The sequence below is a fragment of the Kaistia hirudinis genome (assembly GCF_014196455.1).
Classification (GTDB): domain Bacteria; phylum Pseudomonadota; class Alphaproteobacteria; order Rhizobiales; family Kaistiaceae; genus Kaistia; species Kaistia hirudinis.
Window position 1 is genome coordinate 288,537 of sequence record NZ_JACIDS010000006.1, and the last position, 15,396, is coordinate 303,932.

General features: G+C 68.4%; 10 protein-coding genes. 5 read left to right on the plus strand and 5 right to left on the minus strand.

The window, feature by feature from the left end; all coding sequences use genetic code 11:
- Positions 1–41 precede the first annotated feature (41 nt).
- Together GGR25_RS22905 and GGR25_RS22910 are read left to right on the plus strand one after the other, a co-directional pair.
- Positions 42–1,676: a GMC family oxidoreductase gene (locus GGR25_RS22905; protein WP_183401202.1), complete on the plus strand. Its 1,635-nt coding sequence runs from the start codon at positions 42–44 to the stop codon at positions 1,674–1,676.
- Positions 1,677–1,696: 20 nt separating this feature from the next.
- Positions 1,697–2,005 (plus strand): Dabb family protein, encoded by a 309-nt coding sequence (locus tag GGR25_RS22910; RefSeq protein ID WP_183401203.1) that lies wholly within the window; start codon positions 1,697–1,699, stop codon positions 2,003–2,005.
- Between the two features lie 106 nt (positions 2,006–2,111).
- On the opposite strand, the gene GGR25_RS22915 is transcribed toward GGR25_RS22910, so the two are convergent.
- The 3 genes from GGR25_RS22915 to GGR25_RS24585 are packed head-to-tail and all read right to left on the minus strand — an operon-like array spanning position 2,112 to position 7,676.
- Positions 2,112–5,381, minus strand: coding sequence for an error-prone DNA polymerase (locus tag GGR25_RS22915; protein WP_183401204.1), 3,270 nt, complete (start codon positions 5,379–5,381; stop codon positions 2,112–2,114).
- Positions 5,378–6,832: a Y-family DNA polymerase gene (locus GGR25_RS22920; protein WP_246410249.1), complete on the minus strand. Its 1,455-nt coding sequence runs from the start codon at positions 6,830–6,832 to the stop codon at positions 5,378–5,380. The genes GGR25_RS22915 and GGR25_RS22920 overlap by 4 nt, the downstream gene beginning before the upstream one ends.
- On the minus strand, positions 6,798–7,676 hold the full coding sequence (locus GGR25_RS24585; protein ID WP_246410250.1) for an ImuA family protein: 879 nt from the start codon (positions 7,674–7,676) through the stop codon (positions 6,798–6,800). Before GGR25_RS24585 ends, GGR25_RS22920 begins: the two co-directional genes overlap by 35 nt.
- Positions 7,677–7,865: 189 nt before the next feature.
- On the opposite strand from GGR25_RS24585, the gene GGR25_RS22925 reads away from it, so the two are divergent.
- On the plus strand, positions 7,866–8,699 hold the full coding sequence (locus GGR25_RS22925; protein WP_183401206.1) for a sugar phosphate isomerase/epimerase family protein: 834 nt from the start codon (positions 7,866–7,868) through the stop codon (positions 8,697–8,699).
- Here the strand turns inward: GGR25_RS22925 and GGR25_RS22930 are convergent.
- Entirely contained in the window at positions 8,687–9,364 is a 678-nt protein-coding gene (locus GGR25_RS22930) for a DnaJ domain-containing protein (protein WP_183401207.1), read from the minus strand. The genes GGR25_RS22925 and GGR25_RS22930 overlap by 13 nt on opposite strands.
- A 95-nt stretch (positions 9,365–9,459) precedes the next feature.
- Positions 9,460–11,895 carry a transglycosylase domain-containing protein gene (locus GGR25_RS22935; protein ID WP_183401208.1) on the minus strand — a complete coding sequence of 812 codons (2,436 nt, stop codon included), beginning with the start codon at positions 11,893–11,895 and terminating at the stop codon, positions 9,460–9,462.
- A gap of 185 nt (positions 11,896–12,080) precedes the next feature.
- On the opposite strand from GGR25_RS22935, the gene GGR25_RS22940 reads away from it, so the two are divergent.
- Entirely contained in the window at positions 12,081–14,288 is a 2,208-nt protein-coding gene (locus GGR25_RS22940) for a primosomal protein N' (protein ID WP_183401209.1), read from the plus strand.
- A gap of 101 nt (positions 14,289–14,389) precedes the next feature.
- Positions 14,390–15,367 (plus strand): nucleoside hydrolase, encoded by a 978-nt coding sequence (locus GGR25_RS22945; protein ID WP_183401210.1) that lies wholly within the window; start codon positions 14,390–14,392, stop codon positions 15,365–15,367.
- Positions 15,368–15,396 lie beyond the last annotated feature (29 nt).

Sequence of the window (15,396 nt, forward strand, 5' to 3'; positions counted from 1 at the left end):
CCAATGGCGGCTTGCGGGCGAAAGCGCCCGGGAGGTTTGAGATGACGGATTACATCATCGTCGGTGGCGGCCCGGCCGGCTGCGCCATCGCGGCGCGCCTCTCCGAGGATCCCGCGGTCAAGGTCGTGCTGCTCGAGGCAGGCCCGCGCGACAACAACCCGCTCTATCACTGGCCGGCGGGATTCGCGAAGATGACCAAGGGCATAGGCTCCTGGGGCTGGTCGACCGTGCCCCAGCGCCACATGAAGGACCGCGTCCTGCGCTATACGCAGGCCAAGGTCATCGGCGGCGGCTCGACGATCAACGCCCAGCTCTATACGCGCGGCAACCGGCTCGACTATGACGAGTGGGCGCAGGCCGGCTGTCGCGGCTGGTCCTATGAAGAGGTCCTGCCCTATTTCAAGCGAGCTGAGGACAATCAACGCTTTAGCGATGATTTCCACGCCTCGGGCGGCCCGATCGGCGTCTCCATGCCGGTCGCCCCGCTGCCCATTTGCGATGCCTATATGCGGGCGGCGCAGGAGATGGGCATCCCCTACAATTACGACTTCAACGGCGCCCATCAGGCCGGCGTCGGCTTCTATCAATTGTCGCAGAAGCATGCCCGCCGGTCCTCCGCCGCCACCGGCTATCTGAAGCCCGCCGCGGGTCGCGCCAATCTCACCGTGCGCACCGGCGTCCAGGTTCTGCGCATCCTCGTCGAGAAGGGGCGGGCGGTCGGCGTCGAGATTGCGGAAAACGGCGTCAAATCAAGGATTTCGGCGAATAGCGAGGTGATCGTCTCCTCGGGCGCTATCGGTTCGCCGCGCCTCTTGATGCTGTCCGGCATCGGCCCGGCGGATCATCTGCGCGCGGTCGGCGTCGATGTGGTGCATGACCTGCCGGGCGTCGGCGGCAATCTGCAGGATCATCTCGACCTCTTCGCGATCTGCGAATGCACCGGCGACGATACCTATGATTCCTATGCCAAGTGGTATCGCTCGGCCTATGCCGGGATCCAATATCTCCTGTTCAAACAAGGGCCTGTCGCCTCCTCGCTCTTCGAGACCGGTGGCTTCTGGTATGCCGATCCCGAGGCGCGCTCGCCCGACATCCAGTTCCATCTCGGCCTCGGCTCCGGCATCGAGGCGGGCGTCGCGAAGCTCCGGAATGCCGGCGTCACGCTGAACTCCGCGTTCCTCCGCCCCCGCTCGCGCGGCACCGTGCGCCTCGGTTCGGCCGATCCCGCCGCGGCGCCGCTGATCGACCCGAACTATTGGGAGGATCCCTATGATCGCGAGATGTCGATCAAGGGGTTGAAGCTGGCGCGCGAGATCTTCCGGCAGAAGGCGTTAGCGCCCTTCATCCTGGCGGAACGGCTGCCGGGGGACGGCGTTAGGACGGACCAGGAATTGTTCGACTATGGCTGCCGCCATGCCAAGACCGATCATCACCCCGCCGGCACCTGCAAGATGGGCGTCGACGAGCATGCCGTCGTCGATCCGCAGCTCAAAGTCCGGGGGATTGAAGGGCTCCGCGTCGCCGATTCCTCGATCATGCCGCAGGTCAATTCGTCCAACACCAATGCGCCCACGATCATGATTGGAGAGAAGGCGGCTGATCTTATCCGTGGCGCAATTCCTCTGCCGCGGGTTAGCATTGCGCCTGTCGAAGAAGCGCGGCCGCGAGTCGCCTGAGGAAAAGGGTAGGAACGCCAATGATCAGCCACTGCGTCTTCATCCGCTATCGCAAGGATGCGACGGACGCCATGCGCGATGATATCTACAAGGGCCTGCAGGCCCTGAAACCGCGCATTCCCGGGCTGGCCAGCATCGTCATCGGCGCCAATTCGAGCCCGGAAGGCCTCGACAAGGGCTTCTCGGAAGGCTTCATCGTGACGTTCCGCACGGCCGAGGCGCGCGACCGCTATCTCGCCGACGAGGAGCACGCCAAGGTCGGCGCCAAGATCGTCGCGGCGGCCGAAGGTGGCATCGAGGGCATTCTGGTCTACGACCTCGAATCCTGAGGGCGCTGGCGCGTCTTTGCTTGGGCGGGACGCCGGTGCGTGCTGAATCATCCAGACTATTCAAGGAGTTGTCAGTGCCAGCCGTCTCGATGGCGGCTGCAGTGCCTCAGTGAAAATCCCGCGATTTCGGGATGATCCGCACGTCGCGTGGATGGGCACCGCCATGCGGGCGCTTCGTTCCGCGCGGATATTGCGGATGCACGAACTCGTCCGCGCGGGAGAGGGTGAGCTTCGGCTTGTCGGCCTCGGAGAGGTGCCGGAGGTCGTCGGTGCGGTCGACGAGGTGGCCGGCCACCAGATGGATGATGCCTTCCGTGCTCTTCTGGATACGGCCCTCGACCAGCAGCAGGCGCGAGCCGAGGATCTGGCGGCGATATTCTTCGAACATCCGTGTCCAGATCACGACATTGACGATACCGGTCTCGTCCTCGAGCGTCATGAACACGACATTGCCCTTGCCGGGCCGCTGGCGCACCAGCACGACGCCGGCGCTGCGCGCCCGCGCGCCGTCGCGCAGCGCCGTCGTCTCGGCCGCGCTGAGAATCCCCTCCCGCGCCATCCGCGCGCGCAGAAACGACATGGGATGCGCCTTCAGCGAGAGGCGCAGCGTCTGGTAATCCGCAACGACATGCTCGGAAAGCGGCATGGCGGGCAGCGGCGCATCGCTCTCCTCGGCGAGTTCCGCGGCATCCGCGGCGGCGAAGAGCGGCAGGAGGCGTGAATCCGGCAGCCGCCGCACCGCCCACAGCGCCTGACGCCGGTCGAGGCCGAGCGAGCGGAAGGCGTCGGCATCGGCGAGCTTCTCATAGGCGCGCCGCTCCAGCCCCGTACGGCGCACCAGCGTTTCGAGATCGACGAAACCCACGCCGCGCGCCGCCGCGATACGTTCCGCCCAATCCTCGCGAAAGCCGTCGATCTGGCGAAAGCCGAGGCGCAGCGCGAGGCCGTCCGCCGTCGGCTCCAGGGCGTTGTCCCAATGGCTGGAGCCGATATCGACGGGGCGGATCGGGACGTCATGCTCGGCCGCATCGCGCACGATCTGCGCCGGTGCATAGAAACCCATGGGCTGCGAATTGAGCAGTGCCGCCGCGAAGGCGGCTGGGTGGTGGCATTTGATCCAGGCCGAGATGTAGACGAGCTTGGCGAAGCTGGCGGCATGGCTTTCGGGAAAGCCATATTCGCCGAAGCCCTCGATCTGCGAGAAGCAGTTTTCCGCAAAGGCCGGCTCATAGCCACGCGCGATCATGCGGCCGACCATCTTCTCCTTGTATTTGTGGATCGTGCCATTGTGACGGAAGGTGGCCATCGCCTTGCGCAGGCCATTCGCCTCGTCGCCGGTGAACTTCGCCGCCACCATGGCGAGCTTCATCGCCTGCTCCTGAAAGATCGGTACGCCGAGCGTGCGTTCCAGCACCTCTTTCAGTTCGTCCGGGTGGCCGTGCTCGGGCGCGGGCGCGGGATAATTCGCGGCTTCGATTCCCGCGCGGCGCTTCAGATAGGGATGCACCATATTGCCCTGGATCGGACCGGGCCGGACGATCGCGACCTGGATGACGAGGTCGTAGAACTTCCGCGGCTTCATGCGCGGCAGCATGTTCATCTGCGCGCGGCTCTCGACCTGGAAGACGCCGATCGAATCGCCCTTGCAGAGCATGTCGTAGACGACGGGATCCTCGGCCGGCACGGTGTGGAGCTCGTAATGGCCGCCGCCCGCACCCTCGATCAGGTCGAAGGCCTTGCGGATGCAGGTCAGCATGCCGAGGCCGAGAATATCGACCTTCATCATCTTGACCACGTCGATGTCGTCCTTGTCCCACTCGATGAAGGATCGGCCCTCCATCGCCGCCGGGCCGGTCGGCACGAGATCGCCGAGGAGCGCGCGCGTCAGCACGAAGCCGCCGACATGCTGCGAGAGATGACGCGGAAAGCCGCGCAGTTCCATGGCGAGGTCGATGGCGCGGCGGATCATCGGATTGGCCGGGTCGAGCCCCGCCTCGGCCACGAATTTCTCCTGGATCCCCGAGCCCCAGCCGCCGCCCCAGATGGTGCCGCCCAGCGCCAGGATCACGTCCTCGGACAGGCCGAGCGCCTTGCCGACCTCGCGGATCGCCGCCTTGGAGCGATAGGAGATGACCGTCGCGCAGATCGAGGCGCGCAGCCTTCCATAGCGGCGATAGATGTACTGGATCACCTCCTCGCGCCGCTCATGCTCGAAATCGACGTCGATATCGGGCGGCTCCTTGCGCTCGGGCGACAGGAAGCGGTCGAACAGCAGCTGATGCCGGACCGGGTCGACGGCCGTCACGCCGAGGCAATAGCAGACGGCGGAATTGGCGGCCGATCCGCGGCCCTGGCAGAGAATGCCGATCTCGCGCGCATAGGCGACGATGTCGTGCACGGTGATGAAATAGGCCGGGTAATCGCAGCGTTGGATGAGATCCAGTTCCATCGCCAGGGTTTCCCGCACCTGCTGCGGGATGCCGCCGGGATAGCGCTCCGCCGCGCCCTTCCAGGTGAGCGCTTCGAGATGCTGCTGCGGCGTCAGGCTGGGCGGCACCGGCTCGCGCGGATATTCATAGGCGATCTCGTCGAGCGTGAAGGTGATGCGCGCCAGAAGGCGCGTCGTCTCGTCGAGCGCTTCAGGGTGATCGCGAAAGAGACGCGCCATCTCGGCAGGCTTCTTCAGGTGCCGCTCGGCATTCGCCTCCAGCCGCCGCCCGACCTTTTCGATCGTGGTCTTCTCGCGGATGCAGGTGAGCACATCCTGCAGCGCCCGCCGTTCGGGGGCGTGGTAGAGCACGTCGCCGACGGCAATGAGCGGCACCCCGGCGCGTTCGGCAAGGCTTGCAAGCGCGGCGAGACGGCGGCGGTCATCGCCGCGCCGGTGCATGGCGGCGGCGAGCCAGACCCGTCCCGGCGCCAGGGCGGCGAGCCGGTCGAGCGCCGCCGCCGCGCCGTCGAGCGGGCCCTGCGGCGGCATCAGGACGAAGAGCGAGCCTTCCTGCGCCAGAGCGAGATCCGCGAAGAGGAGCTCGCATTCGCCCTTGATCGTCCGCTTCTTGCCGAGGCTCAAGAGGTGGGAGAGGCGGCTATAGGCCGGCCGGTCGGTCGGATAGGCGATGATATCGGGCGTGCCGTCGGCAAAGACGAGGCGCACCCCGACGACGAGGCGAAAGCCGCTCTGCCTTATGCCGTTTTCTTCCGAGCACCAGGCATCATGCGCCCGCACGATGCCCGCGAAGGTGTTGCGGTCGGCGATCCCGATCCCGGCCAGCCCGAGCGCCGCCGCGGTCTCCACCAGTTCGCGCGCATGCGACCCGCCCTCCAGGAAGGAGAAATTGCTGATCGCGGCGAGCTCGGCATAGGGCGCGCTCATGCGAACAGCCCGTGCATGTACCAGCGCGGCTGGGTGTTCGCGCTTTCATAGAGGCCTTCGCGATAGAGCCAGAAGCGGCGGCCGGTCTCGTCCTCGACGCGGTAATAGTCGCGCGTCGTCGCGGCGGCGTTCTCGGCCCTCGGGTCATGCGCCATCCGCCACCATTCCGGCGCGATTCGCTCCGGCCCTTCCGCATGGGCGATGCGGTGCAGCGCGCGGCGCCAGCGGAACTGGAAGGGCGGTCCGTCCGGCACCTCGGCGAGCGCCTCGACGGGCTCGGGCGGGTCGAGCAGCGTCAGGGGACGCAGCGGCGGTTCGCCTGGCAGCGGCGGCTCGCCCGCTGCGTCCTCGGCCTTGGACGGCGCGCCGTCGGCGAAGCGGATGGCCGGTACGAGGCGGGAGCGTCGCTCGGGCATATGGGTGTCGTCGCGCAGGAAACGCAGGATCGGCGCGGTTCCGAAGCGCGCGCCGAGCTGGTCGATCAGCTCGAAGAGGGCGCCTTCATCCTCGTCCGTGCCGTCGAGATCGCGCTGCACGGCGGCGATCGCCTCCGTGCGATAGGCGCCGAGCCGCACGAGGTCGAAGCCGAAGCCGGCATCGAGCGGATCGGACAGGGCATCGAGCCGTTCGGCGAAGAGGCGCATGAGCGCGCGCGGATCGCGGCTCGGCCGCGTGGTCGCGACGGCGATGCGACGGACGGCGCCGTCGACGCGGTAGAAGGACGCCTCGAAGCCGCGCCCGCCTTCGCCGCGCGCCTCAAGCCGCCAGCCGAGATCCTCCGCGAGGAAGCGCAGCGTCGCGGCGATGTCCTCCGTGCGCACGATGGGCTCGAAGAAGATCCGCTCGACGAGCAGTGCGGCGACGGGCCGGCGGGGCGAGATCGGGTGCTCGGCCGCGGCGGTGAGCTGGTCCAGCCGGGTCACGATCTGCGATCCGAAGCGGGCGGCGAGCGGCGCGCGCGGCCTTTCCAGCAGATCGGCGATCGTCTTGAGCCCGGCGCGGGTGAGCGCGAGGATCTCGTGGGGTTCCAGTTCCAGCGCCGCGACGGGGAGGTCGCGCACGGAAGCCGTCTCGTCGCCCGGCGCCACGATGCGCGGCTGCCCGGTACGGGCGAGGGCGCGGGCCGTCTCGCTCGCTCCGGCGATCGCGCCATGGGCGGTGAAGCCGGCCCGGGCGAGGCGGCCAAGCGCATCGCGCAGAAGCGCCTTCTCGCCCCCGAAGAGCGCGGCGACGCCCGTCAGATCGAGAACGAGTTCATTCCCGCCCCGCCGGGCGACTAGCGGCGTATAGCGGTCGCAGCCATCCGCCAGACGCTCCATCAATTGGTCATCGGCCGCGCTGTCGAAATCGGCGATGGCGGGATCGGCGATGCGGGCCCGGGCTTCGGCAAGCGCCAGCCCCGGCGTGAGGCCACATTCAAGCGCCGCCGGATCCGGCGCGGCGATGCGCATCGCGCCCTTGACCTTCTCGACGATCAGGAGCGGCGTCGTGGCCGGCAGATCGCGGAACGGCGCCCGCGGCAGGCGGCGCAGCCGGTCGGAAGCGAGGAAGGGAAAGCGGATCGCGCCAAAGCGGCGCGGGGTTGAAGCGGCTTTCATCGCGGCTCCATTCGAGGCGCCAGGGACCACCGGACGGCCCGTGGCGATGGCGCAGCAGCGTCAGGTCGAAAGTGGGGTGGCCCGGCGCGTTCATGGCCAGCGCGCGGGCCGGGGCGGCGCGCACCGTCCAGCGCGTCTCGGCGCTGCCGGGCGCGGGCTCTGCGGCGGGGCGCAGGAGAAAGAGCGTGACGCCGGAGGCCTCCGCGGCCAGCACGAGGCGGCGCTGCGTGGTCAGGTCGAGTTCCTTGGGCGAGCCCCAGGGCTCGATCAGCGCCGCGCCGACCGCGGTCGAGCGCGCCACCTCGATCCCCGCGCGCAGCACCGAGACTGCGTGCCGCAGGCGGACGAGCACGAGGCGCGCCGGATCGATGCCGAGCGCGGCGAGGCCGTCGGCGTGGAGTTCGCCGCCTTCGCGCATCGCCTGCTCCTGGCGGATCCAGACGACCGGCATCCCGGGCGGCGCGCAGGCGAAGGCGAGCAGCGCGGCGAAGCCGTCCGCCGCGGCCTGGTCACCGGCGGCGGCGGGGTAGAATTCATGCATCGCGCCGCAGGCAAGCCCGCCGCCGAGCTGCGCATCCACATCGCCGCGATCGACCGCGACGAGGCGCGCGGCGGATGGCCGCGCAACCTCGCCCGCCGCCTCGATCGCCGCAATGCGCTGCCGCAATGCGGAAAGGGTCGCCGCCTCCAAACCCATCCTCGTCACACGTCCTTCGTTCTCATTCATGTTCATGATTTGTTCTATAACGACTCCGGATGAGGAAAGAGTCAACGTGGCTCATTGTGCTCCAGGCGGGTCTCGCTCAATATCGCCGAGCCCCTGAGGCCGCCGAGCCATGATCCGTCTTGCGGGGGCAGCCGCCCACCTCCGTCCGAGAGAAAGCCGATGACGGCCCTTTCGCCGCCCCTCGCCGTTTCGAGCTGGAGCCTGCACCGGGCGCTTGGCCTCACCTTTCCTAACCGGCCTGACGCCGATGTCGCGATGCCCGCGCCGCAGCCGACCGATGGGAACGGCCGGATCTCTCTGTTCGGCATGCCCGATGTCGTGCGGAAGCTCGGGATCGATCGCGCCGAAATCTGCTCGTTTCATATTGCGAGCCGCGATCCCGGCTATCTGGCCGAACTGCGCGCCGCGTTCGCGGCGGGCGGCGTCGCGCTCCAGACGCTGCTGGTCGAATATGGCGACATCACCGATCCGGCCACCGCCGAGCGCGATCTCGCCTGGATCGGCCGGTGGATCGAGACGGCCGCCGAACTCGGTGCCGAGCAGGCGCGCGTGATCGCCGGCAAGGCGCTGCCTTCCGCGGAGGCGCTGGACCGCAGCGCCGCCGGACTGAGGCGTCTGGCGCGACAGGGTGAGGCGCTCGGTGTGCGGATCGTCACCGAGAACTGGTTTGATCTTCTTTCCAATCCCGCCGACGTGCACGGCCTGTTCGATCGGCTGGACGGCGCGGTCGGGCTGAACGGTGATTTCGGCAATTGGTCGGGGCCGGGCAAATATGAGGATCTCGAAGCGATCTTCGGCCTTGCCGTCTGCTGTCATGCAAAGGGAGATTTTTCTGTCGGCGCGCTCGATACGGAGGACTATGCGGCCTGCCTGGCCGCCGCGACAGCAGCCGGCTTCCGCGGACCCTACACCTTGATCTATGAAGGCAGCGATCCGGACGAGATCGCCAATCTGGCGATCGAGCGGGATTTCATCCGCGCCTATTTCGCCTGAGATCCGGCGGCGGGCCGGTCGGCGTTCGGGGAAGGCGCCGGGCGGCGGGCGAATGTCTCGGCCGTCCGCGGCGCCGGCTTTTCATGGTCGAAGGAATAATCGGCCAGAAGCTCGATCGCCTTGGCAAAGACGGCCTCTTCCTGGCGTGTCTTCTCGGCGTTCTGGCGCGTGTCGGCGGCGCGGCGCTCGAGCAGGCCACGGATGAAATTGTCGCCGGATCCCTTCTTGAAGCGCGTGGCGAGCGCTTCGGCGCGCTTCGCCTGGCGCTCGAGCTTCTTCACGCCGCTGGCGATCTCCGCCTTCTGCTTCACCAGCGTGTCGCGGATCGCGGCGACCAGGTCGACACCCTCGAAGGGCAGCTCGCTGTCGAGCACGGAGGCGACGAGCTCGTGGATCCGCTCCATGGCGCGGGCGGCGATGTTCTCGGAGATCAGCTCGCCCTCATAGCCGGTCTCGTCATAGGCCTTGCGGCGCTCGGGATCGGACAGCACGGCATGGGCATGCGACAGCGCGTGAAAGGCCTCTGAGCTGCCGCCGGTATCGGGATGCGCCTTGCGCGCGCGCTGGCGATAGGCCTTGTCGATCTCAGCGGCGCTGGCGCTCTGCTCGATCCCGAGCTCGACATAGAGGCTGGGCTTTTCGGCCAGATTGGACTTTTCGGCCAAGGGCGGCTCCGGATAGGCGGCGACGGAATCGGCGGACCGGCGCAGAAAGTCACGCCGCGCGCCGAAAGTCCACCGTCAGGCCTCTGGCGAAGGCGTCAGCCGCCGAAGAGGCGGCGGAGGAAGCCGCCCTGATGCTGCGGCGGCGCATAATAGCCGTCCTGGCCGGCATCGCCCACTGAAGCCGGCGGAACCGGCCCCGTCTGCTGGTCGCCGCCGAAGATCGATTCGCGATGGATCGGCGGCGAGCCGTTGGCGCGATATTCCGGATCGTTCTGGACGGCGGCGCTGCCATAGTCGCCCGCCTCGGGATCATAGGCCGGCCTCGTGCTGCCGGTCGTCTGCGCATCGGGGCTCATGAGACCGCCCGCGCCCGGCGCCGGCGCCTCGGTCAGCCCGTCCTGGCTCGCCTGCTGGCCGCCATAGGTCTGGTCGTGGCTGGCGCTCAGGAAGGAATAATCTCCCGGAAGCTGCGCGACCGCGACGCCCTGATGCGCCTCCGTCATGAAGCGGTTCCAGATCTGCGCCGGCAGGCTGCCGCCCGTCATGCGCTTGGTCGGCTTGAAATCGTCATTGCCGAGCCAGACGCCGGCCGTCAGGTTGGCGGTATAGCCGACGAACCAGGCGTCGCGGGAATCATTGGTGGTGCCTGTCTTGCCGGCGGCCGGCCAGCCGGCGATCGCCGCCTTGCGGCCGGTGCCGCGCGAGAGCGTGTCGGAGAGCATGGTGTTCATCATGCCGACATTGGTCGGGTCGATGACCTGCGTCGCGCGATATTCGGGCCGCTGATAGAGCACCTGGCCGTCCATGCTCTTCACCGCGTCGATGACATGGGGCGGCACCGCGAAGCCGCCATTGGCGAAGGGCACATAGGCATCGGTGAGCTCGAGCAGGCTGACCTCGGAGGTGCCGAGCGCGATCGAGGGATTGGGCTGCAATTGCGAGGTGATGCCGAGGCGGTGCGCTGTCGCGACGACGGCATCCGGCCCGACCTCGTTGGCGAGCTGGGCGGCGATCGTGTTGATCGAAAGCGCCAGTGCCGTCTGCAGCGTGACGGGACCGCGATAGGTCTTCTCGTAGTTCTTCGGCTCCCATTTGCCGATCCGGGTCGGCTGATCGACGCGCACCGTGTCGGGCGTCATGCCGAATTCGAGCGCGGTCAGGTAGACGAAGGGCTTGAAGGCCGAGCCCGGCTGGCGCTTCGCCTCGACCGCGCGGTTGAACTGGCTCTTCTGGTAATCGCGCCCGCCGACCATGGCGCGCACCGCGCCTGTGCCGTCGATCGCGACCAGCGAGCCCTGGCTGACGCCATAGGTCTTGCCGCTCTTGTCGAGGCTCTCGGTGATCGCCCGCCCCGCCGCGTCCTGGAGATGCGAATCGATCGTCGTCTGGACGATGACATCCTGGTCGAGCGCGCCGACGACGTCCGGCACGAGATCGGCGACCCAGTCGGCGATATAGCGCCCGCTGCCGCCTTCGCCCTCGGCCTGCGCCACGACGGGCGCGGCGATCGCCTGCTTCTCCTGCTCGGCCGTGATGAAGCCCTGCTCCTGCATGGCTTCCAGCACCAGCTTGGCGCGGGCGTCGGCCGCGTCGGGATCATTGGTCGGTGCATAGCGCGACGGCGCCTTCAGCAGCGCCGCCAGGACCGCTGCCTCCTTGAGGGTCACGTCGCGGGCCGACTTGCCGAAATAGCGCCGCGCGGCGGCGTCGACGCCATAGGCGCCGGCGCCGAGATAGACGCGGTTCAGATAGGCCTCGAGGATCTGCTGCTTGGAATATTTCGCCTCGAGCCAGACGGCCATCATCGCTTCCTGCAGCTTGCGCTCGAAGGTGCGCTCCGGCTTCAGGAAGAGGTTCTTGGCGAGCTGCTGCGTCAGCGTGGAGCCGCCCTGTACGACGCCGCCGGCGCGTGCATTGGTGTAGAAGGCGCGGACGAGGCCGACCGGATCGACGCCGAAATGCGAATAGAAGCGCCGGTCCTCGATCGCCACCACCGCCTCGGGCAGATAGGGCGGCAGCTCCTCGATGCGCACGAACTCGCCGCCCGTATCGCCGCGATTGGCGATGAGCGTGCCGTCATTGGCGAGGATCTTGATGTTGGGCGGGCGCTTCGGCAGCACCGACCAGTCGGCCGAGGACGGCATCTGGCTGGCATAATAGGCGAGCGCGCCGACCAGCGCGACGGAGCCCCAGACGGCGAGGATGATGCCCCATTTCACCGTGCGGCGGAAAAGGCGGAAGAGCGAAAACGGCGTCGCGGAACTCGATCGCCTGCGCCGCTCGGCCTTCGCCCTGTCCTTCGCCTTGGGCTTCCGCCGTTCGCGCCGGCGCGGCTCGTCGTCCTCGATGTCGTAGAACTCGGCGTCCTCGACCTCCGCGCTGCGGTCGGCCCGTGCGCGCCTTCCGCGACGCGAAGCGCCACCCGGCCGGTCGTCCTCGCTGAGGCCGATGTCGAGATCGTCCTCCGAGCGCTCGCGGGGCCTGTCCAGCACCGGCTCGATGCGGTCGCGGCGCGTGAGCGGTCTCGCCATGCTCGTCCTGCGTTTCCTGACTATGGCGGCCGGGGCATCCGACCCTTTCCGAGCGAGTGACCGACGAATGCGGCGATTTCGCGGGAATGGTCTGATTCGCCCAACGATAGCACGACAGGTCCGGCGAATTCCTTAAGAACGCTGGCCCGCCGCGCCCGCCCTTTTCTTTCGCCGGGGGGGAGGCCATGGTGCGCCCTTCCAGCAAGGGGACCGGAGCCTTGGACGGCGTCCCGACCGTATCCGTGCTGCTGCCGCTGGCGGTGGACGGGCCCTATACCTATCGCGTGCCGAACGGCGTGACCCTTTCGCCGGGCGATATCGTGCGCGTGCCGCTCGGCCCGCGCGAGATCATCGGCGCGGTGTGGGACGACGTGCCGGACGGCTCGGTCGGCCATAATCGCCTGCGGCCCGTGGCGCATCGCTATGACGCGCCGCCGCTCGATCCGACGATCCGCAAATTCGTGGACTGGGTGGCGAATTATACGCTGACGCCGCGCGGCATGGTCTTGCGCATGGTGCTGCGCGCGCCCGGCGCGCTGGAGGCGGAGCACGACATCGAGGCCGTCATGCTCTCCGGCAAGCCGCCGGAGCGGATGACCGATGCGCGCCGCCGCGTGCTGGAGCAGGCCGGCGATGGCGCGCCCTGGTCGCGGGCGGCGCTGGCGGCGGCGGCGGGCGTTTCGCCGGGCGTCGTCTCCGGCCTCGTGGAGCAGGGCAGCCTCACGCTCGTGCATCTGCCGCCGACCCCCGTCGCCCTGCCGCCCGATCCGGACCATGCGCCGCCGCGCTTCGACGACGGCCAGAGCGAGGCGGCGGCCGAGATGCGGCGCATCGCCGATGCCGGCCTTTTCGGCGTGACGCTGATCGACGGCATCACCGGCTCGGGCAAGACCGAAGTCTATTTCGAGGCCGTCGCCGAGACGCTGCGCCGCGGTCGGCAGGCCCTGATCCTCCTGCCCGAAATCGCGCTGACCACGGATTTCCTCGACCGCTTCGCGCGCCGGTTCGGCGAGCGGCCGGCCGAATGGCATTCCGAAGTGCCGCCGCGCCAGCGCGAGCGCACCTGGCGCGCGGTTGCCGCCGGCACGGTGAAGGCCGTGGTCGGCGCGCGCTCGGCGCTGTTCCTGCCGTTTCCGGAGCTCGGCCTTGTCATCGTCGACGAGGAACATGACAGCGCCTACAAGCAGGAGGAGGGCGTTACCTACAATGCCCGCGACATGGCCGTGGTGCGCGGCCATCTCGGCAGCTTCCCCGTCATCCTCTCCTCGGCGACGCCGTCCATCGAAAGCCGCGTCAACGCCGATCAGGGGCGCTATCGGCGGATCGAGCTCACATCCCGCTTCGCCGCGGCGAAGCTGCCGGAGATCCGGGCCGTCGACATGCGGGTCCATCCTCCGGAGCGCGGCTTCTTCCTCTCGCCCGTGCTGGTGCAGGCGATGGAGGCGACGCTGGCGGCGAAATCGCAGTCGCTCCTGTTCCTGAACCGTCGCGGCTATGCGCCGCTCACGCTCTGTCGCCATTGCGGCCACCGCTTCCAGTGCCCGAACTGCTCCTCCTGGCTGGTCGAGCACCGCTACCGCGGCCAGCTCGTCTGCCATCATTGCGGCCATCATGAAGCGCGGCCCGAGCGCTGCCCCGCCTGCGGCACCGAGGACAGCCTCGTCGCCTGCGGACCCGGCGTCGAGCGCATTGCCGAGGAGGTGGCGCAGCGCTTCCCCGAGGCGCGCTGCACGGTTCTGTCGAGCGACATGCTCGGCGGCGTTCCGAAGATGCGAGCCGAACTCGAGACGATCCGCAGTGGCGGGACCGACATCGTCATCGGCACGCAACTCGTCGCCAAGGGCCATAATTTCCCGCTGCTGGCGCTGGTCGGCGTCGTCGATGCCGATCTCGGCCTCGCCCAGGGCGATCCACGCGCGGCGGAGCGCACTTTCCAACTGCTCGCGCAGGTCACCGGCCGCGCGGGCCGAGCCGGCGGCGACAGCCAGGCGTTGCTGCAGACCTATGCGCCGGACCATCCGGTGATCGCGGCCATCGCATCGGGCGATCGCGAAGCCTTCTATGCCCGCGAGATCGAGGCGCGGCGCACGGCCGGCCTGCCGCCCTTCGGCCGTCTGGCGGGCATCGTCATCTCGGCGGCCGAGCGGGCGAGCGCGCAGGCCTATGCGATGGTGCTCCGCCGGGCCGCGCCCGAGGAGGGGCCGGCCATGGTGCTCGGCCCGTCCGAGGCGCCGCTTGCGGTCCTGCGCGGCCGCCACCGCTTCCGCCTGCTGGTGCGGGCGCCGCGCGGCTTCGACCTGCAGGATTTCCTGCGCAGCTGGCTCGCCGCCGCGCCGCCGCCGCGCGGCAATGTCCGCGTGCAGGTCGATATCGACCCGCAGAGCTTCCTTTAGAGCGTCTATGGGTTGCGGTTCCGGGCCGGGCGGGTTAGCCCATTGCCCTTGCGCCGCTCATGCGGCGTCCTCGCGGAACAGGCATGTCGAAGCAGGTCTCCATGGCACCCAAGAAAGTCATCTACGATACGGATCCCGGCGTCGACGATGCCATGGCGCTGCTCTTCCTCGAATATTCGCCCGATGTCGATCTCGTCGGCATCACCACAGTGCTCGGCAACCACACCATCGAGACCACGACGCGCAATGCGCTGTTCCTGAAGGATTATTTCGCCATTGCCGCGCCGGTGGCGCAGGGCGCCGGCCGCCCGCTGGTGCTGGAGCCGACGGTTCCGCCGACCTATGTCCATGGCGAGAACGGCCTCGGCGACATTCCGCTTCCCGACGTGATCCAATCGCGCGTCCACGACCTCCCGGCGCATGAGTTCATCATCAAGACCGTGCGCGACAATCCCGGGGAGATCACGATCGTCGCCGTCGGCCGGATGACCAATCTGGCGCTGGCGCTGCGTCAGGATCCGGGCATCGTGCCGCTGGTCCGCGAGATCGTGATCATGGGCGGCGCCTTCGGCTTCAAGGGCCATTCCGGCAATGTGACGCCGGTCGCCGAGGCGAACATCATCGGCGATCCCCATGCCGCGGACGAGATCTTCGCCGCCGCCTGGCCGATCGTCGTCGTCGGCCTTGACGTCACGCAGGAAGCGGTGATGACCACCGCCTATCTCGAAGCGCTGCGCGACGCGTCCGGCCGCGCCGGCCAGTTCATCTGGGATATTTCGCGCTTCTACGAGACCTTCTATCGCACCACGACCGGGCTCGAGGGCATTCCGGTGCATGATTCCTCGGCCGTCGCCTATCTGCTCGATCCCACGCTGTTCACGACGCGCGGCGGGCCGATCCGGGTCGTCACCGAGGGCATCGCGATCGGCCAGACGATCCAGCAGCCCAACACGCGCAAGTTCCGGCCGAACGCCTGGAGCAACCGTCCCGACCATGCGATCTGCATCGACGGCGACGCCGAGCGCTTCCTGAAGCTCTATTTCGACACCATTGTCGCCGGCGCTGCGGCGCGGGCCTGAGGAGACAAGCGCGGGCGCGGCCCGCGTTC